The 12437-nt window shown below is 73.4% G+C and carries 10 protein-coding genes and 1 pseudogene; 2 read left to right on the top strand and 9 right to left on the bottom strand.

Translation table 11 applies throughout. From position 1 onward, the window contains the following. The first annotated feature begins 14 nt into the window (after positions 1 to 14). On the top strand, positions 15 to 1139 hold the full coding sequence (locus FM076_RS18050) for a cobalt-precorrin-5B (C(1))-methyltransferase (RefSeq protein ID WP_173871990.1): 1125 nt from the start codon (positions 15 to 17) through the stop codon (positions 1137 to 1139). A 134-nt stretch (positions 1140 to 1273) separates the two neighbouring features. Here the strand turns inward: FM076_RS18050 and cobM are convergent, their stop codons facing one another. Both cobM and cbiE read right to left on the bottom strand, forming a co-directional pair. Beyond that, complete coding sequence (gene cobM / locus FM076_RS18045; RefSeq protein WP_173871988.1) at positions 1274 to 2023, bottom strand: precorrin-4 C(11)-methyltransferase; 750 nt, start codon at positions 2021 to 2023, stop codon at positions 1274 to 1276. Further along, a complete protein-coding gene (gene cbiE, locus FM076_RS18040) occupies positions 2020 to 3288 on the bottom strand; it encodes a precorrin-6y C5,15-methyltransferase (decarboxylating) subunit CbiE (protein ID WP_173871986.1) in 1269 nt (422 codons plus the stop codon). Before cbiE ends, cobM begins: the two co-directional genes overlap by 4 nt. Positions 3289 to 3424: 136 nt before the next feature. Between cbiE and FM076_RS18035 the strand changes: the two genes are divergently transcribed. Continuing rightward, on the top strand, positions 3425 to 5356 hold the full coding sequence (locus tag FM076_RS18035) for a S9 family peptidase (RefSeq protein WP_243274555.1): 1932 nt from the start codon (positions 3425 to 3427) through the stop codon (positions 5354 to 5356). An 85-nt stretch (positions 5357 to 5441) separates the two neighbouring features. Here the strand turns inward: FM076_RS18035 and FM076_RS33970 are convergent. The 7 genes and pseudogenes from FM076_RS33970 to FM076_RS18000 form a co-directional block, all read right to left on the bottom strand. Continuing rightward, positions 5442 to 6314 (bottom strand): annotated as a pseudogene (locus FM076_RS33970) (SURF1 family protein); the annotation flags it as partial. Next, positions 6202 to 7533, bottom strand: a complete 1332-nt coding sequence (locus FM076_RS18025; protein ID WP_243274554.1) for a DUF4232 domain-containing protein — start codon at positions 7531 to 7533, stop codon at positions 6202 to 6204. The gene FM076_RS18025 and the pseudogene FM076_RS33970, both read right to left, overlap by 113 nt. Further along, positions 7530 to 8099 (bottom strand): SigE family RNA polymerase sigma factor, encoded by a 570-nt coding sequence (locus FM076_RS18020; RefSeq protein WP_173874830.1) that lies wholly within the window; start codon positions 8097 to 8099, stop codon positions 7530 to 7532. The genes FM076_RS18025 and FM076_RS18020 overlap by 4 nt, the downstream gene beginning before the upstream one ends. Positions 8100 to 8595: 496 nt before the next feature. After that, positions 8596 to 9876, bottom strand: a complete 1281-nt coding sequence (locus FM076_RS18015) for an aspartate kinase (RefSeq protein ID WP_173871982.1) — start codon at positions 9874 to 9876, stop codon at positions 8596 to 8598. 179 nt (positions 9877 to 10055) lie between these two features. Then, positions 10056 to 10724, bottom strand: coding sequence for a DUF5063 domain-containing protein (locus FM076_RS18010; protein WP_173871980.1), 669 nt, complete (start codon positions 10722 to 10724; stop codon positions 10056 to 10058). A gap of 58 nt (positions 10725 to 10782) precedes the next feature. Beyond that, positions 10783 to 11382: a recombination mediator RecR gene (recR, locus tag FM076_RS18005; protein ID WP_173871978.1), complete on the bottom strand. Its 600-nt coding sequence runs from the start codon at positions 11380 to 11382 to the stop codon at positions 10783 to 10785. Positions 11383 to 11614: 232 nt separating this feature from the next. Beyond that, complete coding sequence (locus FM076_RS18000; RefSeq protein WP_173871976.1) at positions 11615 to 11947, bottom strand: YbaB/EbfC family nucleoid-associated protein; 333 nt, start codon at positions 11945 to 11947, stop codon at positions 11615 to 11617. Positions 11948 to 12437 lie beyond the last annotated feature (490 nt).

Below are 12437 nucleotides of genomic sequence, written 5' to 3'. Positions count from 1 at the left end.
GCCGGGATCCTTCCATGGCTGAGACGGGCGGGGCGAGCGGCGGGCGCGAGGCGCAGCTCAAGCGCACCGGGCTGCGGCCCGGCTGGACGACCGGGGCGTGCGCGACGGCGGCGACGACGGCCGCCTATACCGCGCTGCTCACCGGGGACTTCCCCGACCCGGTGACGGTCACCCTGCCCAAGGGCGGGACCCCCGCCTTCGCGCTGGCCCGCGAGGAGCTGGGGCCGGACCGGGCCGTGGCCGCCGTCGTCAAGGACGCCGGGGACGATCCGGACGTCACGCATGGTGCCGTCGTCGAGGCGACCGTGCGGGAGCTGGCGCCCGGTTCCGGCGTCGTCTTCCGCGCGGGCCCCGGGGTGGGCACCGTGACCCGCGCCGGGCTCCCGCTGGAGGTGGGCGAGCCCGCCGTCAACCCGGTGCCGCGCCGGATGATGCGGGAGCACGTCGCCGAGGTGGCCCGGCGCTGCGGTGGCAGCGGCGATGTGGAGATCACGCTGGCGGTGGAGAACGGCGAGGAGATCGCGCGCTCCACCTGGAACCCGCGGCTGGGCATCGTCGGGGGACTGTCGATCCTGGGCACGACCGGCATCGTCGTCCCCTACTCGTGCTCGGCGTGGATCGACTCGATCCGGCGCGGGGTGGACGTGGCACGCGCGGCGGGCCGCACCCATGTGGCGGGCTGCACGGGTTCCACCTCGGAGCGGACCGTGGTCGCCGAGTACGGGCTGCCCGAGGACGCGCTGCTGGACATGGGCGACTTCGCGGGTGCCGTCCTCAAGTACGTGCGGCGGCACCCGGTGGACCGGCTGACCGTCTGCGGCGGTTTCGCGAAGCTGTCCAAGCTGGCCGCCGGGCATCTGGACCTGCACTCCAAGCGCTCCCAGGTCGACAAGGGGTTCCTGGCCCGGCTGGCCCGGCGCGGCGGGGCCGGCGAGGCATTGGCCGGGCGGGTGGCCGAGGCCAACACCGGGCTGGCCGCGCTCCAGTTGTGCGCGGCGGCCGGGGTGCCGCTCGGCGACCTGGTCGCCGAGGCCGCGCGGGACGAGGCCCTCGCCGTCCTGCGCGGCGCCCCGGTACGGGTGGACGTCCTGTGCATCGACCGCGCCGGAACCGTCGTGGGCCGCAGCACGGTGCGCTAGGGCGCGGAACTCGCGCATCCAGCACGGGGCCGCGCCCCGAAAGGGGCGCGGGGAACTGCGCGACAAGCCACCGGCATCCCCGCGGACCGCGGACAACAGCAAGGGGCACCCCCTCACCGGAACGACGCCGCCCTTCAGCACACGTGCCGCTCGCGCTCCGCGGAGTACAGGTGGCTGTCGCGGAAGTGCGAAGCCGCCAGCGCGCGGCCGACCAGGATGACGGCGGTCCTGCCGATGCCCGCGCCCCTCACCTGTCCGGCGATGTCCGCCAGGGTGCCCCGCAGGACCACCTCCTCCGGACGGCTGGCGAAGGCCACCACGGCGGCCGGGCAGTCGGTGCCGTAGTGCGGTTCCAGTTCCGCGACGACCTCGTCCACGTACCGCACCGCCAGGTGCAGCACGAGCAGCGCGCCGCTGCGCCCCAGCGTGGCCAGGTCCTCGCCCTCGGGCATGGGGGTGGCCTGCCGGGCGATACGGGTCAGCACCACGGTCTGCCCCACCGTGGGCACCGTCAGCTCCCGCTTCAGCGCGGCGGCGGCCGCCGCGAACGCGGGCACGCCCGGCACCACCTCGTACGGCACCCCGGCCGCGTCCAGCCGCCGCATCTGCTCGGCGACGGCGCTGAAGACCGACGGGTCGCCCGAGTGCAGCCGCGCCACGTCGTGCCCGTCGGTGTGCGCCCGCACCAGCTCGGCGGTGATCGCGTCCAGGTCGAGCCGCGCGGTGTCCACCAGGCGGGCGCCGGGCGGGCACTCGGCGAGCAGTTCGCGCGGCACCAGGCTGCCCGCGTACAGGCACACCTGGCAGGCGGCGAGCGTGCGGGCGCCGCGCACCGTGATGAGGTCGGCGGCGCCGGGGCCGGCGCCGATGAAGTACACGGTCATCTCTCGTCTCCCACAGCCTCGCTGGGGGCGGGCTTGCGCACCGCCCACTGGGTCACCGGCATCGCCTGCCGCCAGCCGGTGAAGCCGCCCACCGGCACCCCGTGTGCGACGGCCAGCCGCACCAGGTCGCCGCCGTGCCGCCGGTACCGGTCCACCAGCAGCGCCTCCGACTCCAGGGTCACGGTGTTGGCGACCAGCCGGCCCCCGGGCGGCAGCGCCTCCCAGCAGGCGTCCAGCAGTCCCGGCGCGGTCAGCCCGCCGCCGATGAACACCGCGTCGGGCGCGGGCAGTCCGGCCAGCGCCGCCGGCGCCGTGCCGGTGACGACGTGCAGGCCCGGCACCCCGAGCCGGCCGGCGTTGCGGACGATGCGCGCGGCACGCGCACCGTCGCGTTCGACGGTCACCGCGCGGCACGCCGGGTGCGTGCGCAGCCACTCCACCGCGACCGAACCGGCGCCGCCGCCCACATCCCACAGCAGTTCGCCGGGCGCGGGCGCCAGCGCGGCGAGCGTGGCGGCCCGCACATGGCGCTTGGTGAGCTGGCCGTCGTGCTCGTACGCCTCGTCGGGCAGCCCCGGTACGGCGCCGAGCCGCAGCCCGTCCGGGTCGGCGGCGCACTCGATAGCCACGACGTTGAGCGGATCGCCCGGCGGATGCGGCCAGTCGTCCGCGGTGCCCTCGTACGCCCGCTCGCCGTCCCCGCCCAGCTGCTCCAGCACCCGCATCCGGCTGGCGCCGAACCCGCGGTCCCGCAGCAGCGCGGCGACCTCGGCCGGGGTGTGCGCGCCCGCGCTGAGCACCAGCAGCCGCCGCCCGTGGTGCAGCACCGCCGCGATCCGCGCCGCCGGACGGCCGACGACGCTGACGACCTCGCACTCCTCCTGCGCCCAGCCCAGCCGCGCGCACGCGTACCCGGCCGACGAGGGGTGCGGCAGCGCCCGGGGCACCGCCCCCAGCGCCTCGACCAGGGTGCGCCCGATGCCGTGGAAGAACGGGTCCCCGCTGGCGAGCACCGCGACGCGGCGTCCGGCGTGCGCCGCCAGCAGGCCGGGCACCGCGGGCCGCAGCGGCGAGGGCCACGGCACCCGCGCGGCGGCGCACTCCTCGGGCAGCAGCGCCAGCTGGCGGCCACCGCCGACGATCACCTCGGCACGGCGCAGCTCTTCGCGGGACGACTCGGGGAGCCCCGCCCATCCGTCGGCCCCGATCCCCACGACCACCAGATCGCCGCTCTCCCCCGGTGCGACGGGGACAGTGGGGGACATCACAGCCTCACGACCAGACACTCGGGCTCTCCGGAACGCCTCGGGCCCCGGAGGAACCGCTCGAACAAGGACGGCTCGAACTGTACTGTTCGCCACCCGCGCCCCCGACCACCGGTCCCGGTCCACAATGGGGCGCATGGATCAGAACGCAACGCCCGACCAGCCCGCCGCGGCCCTGCCCGAAGCGGCCATGCCCGACTGGGAGAAGCGGTTCAGGGCGCCGCGCGTCTCGCTCCCGGAGTGGGCCGAGGACGCCCCCGACCGCTCGCTGTTCGTATCGAACGCGACGGGCACGTTCGAGCTGTACGCCTGGGACCGGGCCACGGGCGAGCAGCGGCAGGTCACCGACCGGCCGAACGGGACGACGGACGGCACGCTGACGCCGGACGGCGAGTGGATCTGGTGGTTCTCCGACACCGACGGCGACGAGTTCGGCGTCTGGATGCGCCAGCCCTTCACCGGCGGCCCCGACGCCCCGGCCGTCGAGGGACTGGAGCCCTCCTACCCGGCGGGGCTGGCCCTCGGCAGGGACGGCACGGTCGTCGTCGGACGCTCCACCGACGACGAGGGCTCCACGATCCACCTGAGGCGCCCCGGCTCCCCCGCCCCCGTCGAGATCTACCGGCACAGCGAGTCGGCCGGGGTGGGCGACCTCTCCCACGACGGCACGCTGCTGGTGATCGAGCACACCGAGCACGGGGACGCCATGCACTCCGCGCTGCGCGTGGTGCGGCCCGACGGCTCCACCGTCGCCGAACTCGACGACAGCGAGGGCGGCACCAAGGAACTCGGCCTCACGGTGCTCGGCTTCGCCCCCGTGGACGGAGACGCCCGGCTGCTGGTGGGGCACCAGCGGCGCGGCCGGTGGGAGCCGATGATCTGGGATCCGCTGGCCGGCACGGTGCGGGAACTCGACCTCGGCCTGCCCGGCGACCTGTCCGCCGAGTGGTACCCGGACGCCTCCGCGCTGCTGATCGCCCACAGCCACCAGGCCCGCGACGAACTGTTCCGCTACGACCTCGCGGACGGCACCCGCACCCGCATCGACACCCCCGCCGGCTCCGTCATGGGCGCCACGGCCCGGCCCGACGGCACCGTCGAGTTCCTGTGGTCGTCGGCCGCCCAGCCGCCGCGGGTCCGCTCCACCACCGGCGCCACCGTGCTCGACCCGCCCGGGATGACGGCGCCCGGCTCGGTGCCGGTCGAGGACGCCTGGGTGGAGGGCCCCGGCGGAACCGTCCACGCGCTGGTGCAGAAGCCCGCCGGTCAGGGCCCCTTCCCCACCGTCTTCGAGGTGCACGGCGGACCCACCCACCACGACACCGACTCCTTCGCCGGCCAGCCCGCCGCCTGGGTCGACCACGGTTTCGCCGTGGTCCGCGTCAACTACCGGGGCTCCACCGGCTACGGCCGCGCCTGGACGGACGCGCTCAAGCACCGTGTCGGCCTGATCGAGCTGGAGGACATCGACGCCGTCCGCGCCTGGGCCGTCGACTCCGGGCTCGCCGACCCCGACCGGCTGGTGCTGGCCGGCGGCTCCTGGGGCGGCTATCTGACGCTCCTCGGCCTGGGCACCCAGCCCGAGGTGTGGGCCTGCGGCCTGGCCGCCGTACCGGTCGCCGACTACGTGACCGCGTACCACGACGAGATGGAGGCCCTCAAGTCCATGGACCGCACCCTGCTGGGCGGCACCCCCGAGGAGGTGCCGGAGCGGTTCGAGGCGTCCTCGCCCCTGACGTACGTCGAGAAGGTGCGCGCCCCCGTCTACATCTCCGCGGGCGTCAACGACCCGCGCTGCCCCATCCGGCAGGTCGAGAACTACGTGTCCAAGCTGGCCGAGCGCGGCCATCCGCACGAGGTCTACCGGTACGACGCGGGGCACGGCTCGCTCGTCGTCGAGGAGCGGATCAAGCAGGTCCGACTGGAGATCGACTTCGCCCTGCGGCATCTTCCGCGGACGAGCCGGGACGGCCGCCGTCCCCTTCCGGAAGCCCCGCTGCGGAGCCCGTCGGACTCCGCGGACTCCCCGGCTCCGGACTCCCCGGCTCCGGGCTCTCCTCGGGAATGAGGCCGAGCGCGGCGTCCTTGGCCAGCTCCGCCTCCCTGCGGAAGAAGCGGAACCACATGAAGACGACGAACCCGGCGAAGACGAACCACTGCGCCGTGTAGCCCAGGTTCTGGAAGGCCTTCATGTCGAGGCCGGTACCGTCGGGCGCGACCGGCGGTACCGGCCTCAGCGGCTTCTCGGTCCGCTGCTCGGTCAGCCACGCGTCCTCCACGCCGTACGGCACGACGTTGACGAGCGCCGCGGCACTGATGAAACCGAGCTGCCCCTTCGGCAGCGCGCCCACGGCGTGCGGCCCCGCGTCGTTCTGCGACTCGGCGGCCTGGACCACCCCGCGGACGGTGACCTCGCCCTTCGGCGGCGCCGGCACCCGCGCGGGGTCCGCGCCGCCCGGCAGCCAGCCCCGCACCACGGGCACGGCCTTGCCGTCCTTCGTCTCGTCGGTGCGCAGCAGGGACAGCACGTAGAAGCCCCGCTCGTCCTTGAGGGAGCGGTCCGGGACGAGGAGGGGGTGCCCCGCATCGAAGCGCCCGGTCACCTTCGCGGTGCGGCCCACCGTGTCCTCGGTGAGCGGCAGCAGCGAGGAGAGCGGCTCCGCCTCGGCGTGCGCGGCGTCCCTCGAGTGCTCCTGCTGCGCCTGGTGCCGTTCCACCCGGTCGTCGAACCTGCTCAGCTGCCAGCTGCCCATCAGCAGGCAGACCGGAATCGCCAGCACGGCGAAGATGTTGATTCCCCACCACCGCGGGGTCAGCAGGAACCGGTACACGCCCCCAACGGTACGCCCCCGCGGACGCACCACCCGGAAGAGGGCACCTCTTCCCGAGGGGCTCCCCGGGGGCGGCGGGGCCTCAGCCCTGCGGGATGACGCCGGTGCGGTAGATCGTCCCGCCGGCGCAGGCGTCGGGAAGGCGGGTGTCGGCCACCGGGGCGCCGCCCTCGGGGGTGTGGGAGACGACGACATCGGCGCCGCCCCCGCCACCGGGACCAGCGCCGCCGTCGGCCTGGCCCGGCGTCCCCGTACCGCCGCCCGCGTCACCGCCGCCGCTGGCCGAACCGCTGTCGCCGGAGCCCGCGTCGGGGGTGCCGCTGGTCTCGCCGTCGTTCCGCCCGCCCTGCGGCGAGGGCGAACCGCCGTCGCAGCTGTCGTTCGGCACCCAGGCGAACTTGACCACATACGCCTGGCCGGGCTGGAGCACCACCTCGTCGCGGGCGACGGCCGGATCGCCCAGACCCGGTGCGGCGTCCCCGGTGGTGTGGTCGACGACGGCCACCTGCCCCCGCGCCCCGTCGCCCTGGACGGAGGCGGCGACGAAACCCTCCCCCTCGACGGTGCAGGCGTCGCTGGAGACGTTGGCCACCCGGAAGCTGCCGTAGATGGTACCCGCGCTGTCCGGGGCCCCCGACTGCGCCGAGCCCTGGCCGAGCTGGTCGCTGCCGCAGGCCGGCGCGCTGGCGGCCAGCGTCTCGTCGGCCCCCGGGCCGCCGTTCCCGGGGCCGCCGGAGGGCGAGGGGCCGGTGCGGCCGTCCCCCTTGCCGCCCTTGTCCTTGTCCCTGTCCTTGCCGCCGTCGTGCTCGTCGCCGCCCTTGCCGCTCTTGCCGCCGGAACCGGCGTCGGGACCCCGGGTCTGGCCGTGGGTGCTGGCGGCGGTCACCGGGTGGTCGCCGTCGTCGGCGCCGGGGACGACACCGCCGTAGAAGAGGGCGGGGATGCCGACGGCGGCGACCAGCGCGGCCGCCACCCCGCCGACCATCGCCTGCCGGCGGTGGGCGCGGCGGGCGGGCACGGCGCGGCGCAGATGGTCGAGCGTCCGCTCCATGCTCGCCTCGGACGGCTCGACCTCCCGCACGGTGTCGCGGAGCAGCCGGCGCAGCGCGTCCTCGGGACCGAGCGCCGAGGCCGCACCGCCCATCGGTGCCCCGGCCCCCTCCCCCTCATCGGAGGACGCCCGGTCCTCCTGGGGCGCTTGCTCCTCCTGGGGCGCCTGCTCTTCCTGGGGCGCTTGCTCTTCCTGAGGCGCCTGCTCTTCCTGGGGCGCCTGCTCCTCCTGAGACGCCCGCTCCTGAGACGCCCGCTCTTCCCGGGGCGCCCGTTCCTCGCCCTCCTCGCTGGGCCGCTCCTCGCGAGGCGCTCTCTCCTCGCGGGGCTCCCTCTCCTCGGGGGGCTCCTTGCGCTCACTCATGACGTCGTCTCCATGGCGGTGCGCAGCGCGGCGATGCCACGCGAGCCGTACGCCTTCACAGAGCCGAGCGAGAGTCCGAGGACCTCAGCCACCTGAGCCTCGGTCATGTCGGCGAAATACCGCAGCACCAGCACTTCCCGCTGACGCCGCTGCAGACCGCGCATCGCCTGTATCAACTGATCCCGTTCGAGCTGTTCGTACGCCCCCTCCTCGGCGCTCGCCATGTCGGGCATCGGCTTGGACAGCAGTTTCAGCCCGAGGATGCGGCGACGCAGCGCGGAGCGGGAGAGGTTCACGACCGTCTGCCTGAGGTAGGCGAGGGTCTTCTCGGGGTCGCGCACGCGCTTGCGCGCCGAGTGGACGCGGATGAACGCCTCCTGGACGACATCCTCGCAGGAGGCGGTGTCGTCGAGCAGGAGCGCCGCGAGCCCGAGCAGGGACTTGTAGTGGGCGCGGTAGGTCTCGGTCAGGTGGTCGACTGTGGTGCCCGGTGCCATCGCCTCGTCAGCGTCCCCATGCTGCGTGAGCGGACGCGCGGGGCGCGCGGCGGGCCAGGGCGCGATCACAGGCATGCCTCCCGCCACCGGGAGCCGTGCGGTGCGCGCGCTGATGCCGGGGCGGCCAGGGGCCGTTGCGATTCCGAGTACCTCTGCCACGCCTGTTTGACACGTTTCCCCCCGTCAGGGTTGTACGCGACAGGCACTGTGCCCAAAAACACACCACATGCCGTCATACACACATCTCTCAGTCATCAGGAATGCCCCGTCTTCTCCGGACCGTCCACCGCGCTCCCCCCGCACGTCAGGCCTGGAGCGGACAAAGACGCTCCCCGCCGCCTGTCGGTTGCAGGGGCGGGGAGCGTCATTGTCCGTCAGTGGGTACCGCCGTGGCCAGTGGCCCGGGAATACCGCCGTACGGTCAACCGCTGCTCATATACGCTCAGTCGCCGCAGCGGCACGGTCAGCCGTTGTGCCGACTCGATCAGCCACTGTGCCGGTCCGGTCAGCCACTGTGCGGGGCCGATCGGTCGTTGTGCCGGTCCGATCGCCGCGGCTCCCGGCGTCAGCGGCCGGTGCCGCCGTAGACCACGGCCTCGTCGGTGTCGCTGTCGAGCCCGAACGCGGTGTGGACGGCGCGGACCGCGTCGCCCACCGCCTCCTCCCGGGTCACCACGGAGATCCGGATCTCCGAGGTCGAGATCAGCTCGATGTTGACCCCGGCGTTCGACAGCGCCTCGAAGAAGGTCGCCGTCACCCCCGGGTTGGTCTTCATCCCGGCACCGACCAGGGAGATCTTCGCGATCTGGTCGTCGTAGCGCAGCGAGTCGAAGCCGACGGTGCCCTGCACCTTCTCCAGCGCCGCGATCGCCTTCTTGCCCTCGGTCTTGGGCAGCGTGAAGGAGATGTCGGTCAGCCCGGTGGAGGCGGCCGACACGTTCTGGACGACCATGTCGAGGTTGATCTCGGCCTCCGCGACGGCACGGAAGAGCGCCGCGGCCTCGCCCGGCTTGTCGGGCACCCCGACGACCGTGACCTTCGCCTCGGACGTGTCGTGCGCCACACCCGAGATGATCGCCTGCTCCATCGACTCTTCCCCTTGCCCGTCCGGCTGCTCGTTCGTGACCCACGTGCCCTTCAGGCCGGAGAAGGAGGAGCGCACATGGATCGGGATGTTGTAGCGGCGCGCGTACTCGACACAGCGGTGCAGCAGCACCTTGGAGCCGGACGACGCCAGCTCCAGCATGTCCTCGAAGGAGATCCGGTCGATCTTCCGCGCCTTCTTCACCACCCGCGGGTCGGCGGTGAAGACGCCGTCGACGTCCGTGTAGATCTCGCAGACCTCGGCGCCCAGCGCCGCCGCCAGCGCCACGGCCGTGGTGTCCGAACCACCGCGGCCCAGCGTGGTGATGTCCTTGCTGTCCTGGGAGACGCCCTGGAAGCCGGCGACGATGGCGATGTTGCCCTCGTCCACCGAGCTTTGGATCCGGCCCGGGGTGACGTCGATGATCCGCGCCTTGTTGTGGGCGGAGTCGGTGATCAGACCCGCCTGGCTGCCGGTGAACGACTGCGCCTCGTGGCCGAGGGATTTGATCGCCATCGCCAGCAGCGCCATGGAGATCCGCTCTCCGGCGGTCAGCAGCATGTCGAACTCGCGCCCGGAGGCGACCGGAGACACCTCTGAGGCGAGGTCGATCAGCTCGTCCGTCGTGTCACCCATCGCCGAGACCACGACGACAACCTGGTTGCCGTTCTTCTTGGCTTCGACGACCCGCTTGGCAACGCGCTTGATGCCCTCGGCATCGGCAACGGAGGAGCCGCCGTACTTCTGCACGACAAGGCCCACGTGTGCTCGCTCCTCGAATCATTTCCCGGGACCCCGGCGCTCCGCGCGACACTGCCCGGAATGATGGGATCCACTGATCGGCTCAGTGTAACGACCGGACGAGCTGCGCACCCGTCCGGCGAAACCCCTGCCCACCGCGCCACGGATGACACGGAAACGTGACGCTGTTCACGCGTGGTTCACGCGTGTTTGAGCCCCAGCGGCACACCGATCTCCGCGGCCATCACGGCACCCGCCTCGGCCTCCAGGGAGCCGTCGCCGTCCTCGTCGGCGGCGTTGCTGTCGGTGTCGAGACCGTCCAGCTCCGCCAGGGGCTTGTCCAGACGGACATGGGCCACCAGGGACTGGAGGGCGCGCAGGGCCGCGGAGGCGGTCGGGCCCCAGTTCGAGAGGTAGGAGAACTGCCACCACCACAGGGCCTCGCTCACGCGGCCGGCGCGGTAGTGGGCCATGCCGTGCCGCAGATCGGTGACGACATCGGCGAGGTCGTCCGAGATCCGGCAGGCGACGGGCGCCGTGCGCGGCACGTACGGGTCGAAGACCTCCGAGTAGACGTCGACCGGGTCCAGCAGCGCCGCCAGCCGCTCCCGCAGCTCGTCCACGTCCGGCTCCGGGCCCACGTCCGGCTCGTACCGCTCGTCCGGGACGATGTCCTCGTGCGCGCCCAGCCGGCCGCCCGCGAGGAGCAGCTGCGAGACCTCCAGCAGGAGATAGGGCACGGCGCTGTCCGGGTCGTCGCCCCTGGCGACCTCGGCGACCGAGACGAGGAAGCTCTCGATCTGGTCGCAGATCTGGACGGCGAAGTCGTCGGGATCCTGGGTGATGGCGTTCAGCGTCGCATCCGACATCAGGCAACCTCTCCCCTGCGCTCACACATGACGAAGCCCCCGCCCCGGGTCACGGAACTCACACATCGAGCAGGCGCCTTCCCTCGAAGGCCCGCCCCAGGGTGACCTCGTCGGCGTACTCCAGGTCGCCCCCGACCGGCAGCCCGCTCGCCAGCCGCGTCACCCTCAGCCCCATCGCGGAGACCATCCTCGCCAGGTACGTGGCCGTCGCCTCGCCCTCCAGGTTGGGGTCCGTGGCGAGGATCAGCTCGGTCACCGTCCCGTCGGCGAGCCGGGACAGCAGCTCCCGTATCCGCAGATCGTCGGGGCCCACACCCTCGATGGGGCTGATCGCCCCGCCCAGCACGTGGTACCGGCCGCGGAACTCGCGGGTCCGCTCGATCGCGACGACGTCCTTGGGCTCCTCGACCACACAGATGACCGACGGATCCCGGCGCGGATCGAGACAGACCCGGCACTGCTCCTCCTGCGCGACGTTGCCGCACACCGCGCAGAACCTGACCTTCTCCTTGACCTCGGTCAGCGCACTGGCCAGCCGACGCACGTCCGCGGGCTCGGCCTGCAGGATGTGGAAGGCGATCCGCTGCGCGCTCTTGGGACCGACGCCGGGCAGCCTGCCCAACTCGTCGATGAGGTCCTGGACCACGCCTTCATACACGGATGGCTCCCGCCTGCGCTCTCTCTGCGTTCTCTGAGTACGTTAGTGGCCCGTACGGGCCACCACTAGCCGCTGCCGCCGACTCCCAGCCCCACGGGGGAGAGCCTCCGGGGCACCGGAGCCCGGCGGCGAGGCGCACCGGCTCACCCGGCCCCGGCCCCCCAGGGGCCCCGCTCGCTGCCGCGCCCCCGGCCCAGGGGCCGGGGGGCGCGTGGCCCGTCCCCGGTCCGGGTCAGAAGGGGAGACCGGCTCCGCCCATGCCCTGCGCGAGGGGGCCGAGCTTCTGCTGCTGCAGCTCGGTGGCGGCGCTGTTCGCGTCGCGGACGGCCGCGAGCACCAGATCGGCGAGGGTCTCGGTGTCGTCCGGGTCCACCGCCTTCGGGTCGATGACCAGACCCTGGAGCTCACCGGAGCCCCTGACGGTCGCCCTCACCAGGCCACCACCCGCCGTCCCCTCGACAGTCGCCTCGGCCAGCTCCTGCTGCGCCGCGGCCAGATCCTGCTGCATCTTCTGCGCCTGCTGCAGCAACTGCTGCATGTCGGGCTGCCCACCACCGGGAATCACAATCGCTCCTGGCTCACTAGACGCCGTAACCGAACGCCCCCGAGCCTACGTGCTCCACTCCCCCACCGAACGTCCACCGGCCCCACCGCAAGAGCCCGCCCCGTGACCGCCCCCTCACGAGGCGACCTGACGCACACGGAAGAGCCGCCCCTCGATGCGCCTCCGGACGCGCCCGGCGAGGGCTTGCGCAAGAGGCCGGCGAAGGCATGCGGAAAAGGCGGCGAGGGCTGGTGGAAGAGGCCGGCGCCTGGCGTCCGCGGTCGGCGGACGTAGCCGACACCGGCCGGCCGCGGGACCGCGGGACGCCCTGCCCTCCACACCCGCCGTCGGACGCCGTGTGCGGGTCCGACGGGGCGTGCGGGTCACTCGTGGTGGGACTCCTCGATGACCGTCGCGTCACTCGTGGTGGAACTCCTCGATGACCGTCGCGCCGAGTTCGCGGACGATGAGGTCGTGGCCGGTAAGGGCCGAGTCGTCGAGGTCGGGGTCG

The sequence above is a fragment of the Streptomyces albus subsp. chlorinus genome (genome assembly GCF_013302895.1).
Lineage (GTDB): Bacteria > Actinomycetota > Actinomycetes > Streptomycetales > Streptomycetaceae > Streptomyces > Streptomyces chlorinus.
This window is presented reverse-complemented; position numbering and strand designations above follow the sequence as displayed.

Bases quoted from the DNA above. Each gene is read 5' to 3' on its own strand.
- FM076_RS18050 (WP_173871990.1), top strand. From the start codon at position 15: ATGGCTGAGACGGGCGGGGCGAGCGGCGGGCGCGAGGCGCAGCTCAAG.
- cbiE (WP_173871986.1), bottom strand. From the start codon at position 3,288: ATGTCCCCCACTGTCCCCGTCGCACCGGGGGAGAGCGGCGATCTGGTG.
- FM076_RS18025 (WP_243274554.1), bottom strand. From the start codon at position 7,533: ATGAGTGAGCGCAAGGAGCCCCCCGAGGAGAGGGAGCCCCGCGAGGAG.
- FM076_RS18035 (WP_243274555.1), top strand. From the start codon at position 3,425: ATGGATCAGAACGCAACGCCCGACCAGCCCGCCGCGGCCCTGCCCGAA.
- cobM (WP_173871988.1), bottom strand. From the start codon at position 2,023: ATGACCGTGTACTTCATCGGCGCCGGCCCCGGCGCCGCCGACCTCATC.
- FM076_RS18010 (WP_173871980.1), bottom strand. From the start codon at position 10,724: ATGTCGGATGCGACGCTGAACGCCATCACCCAGGATCCCGACGACTTC.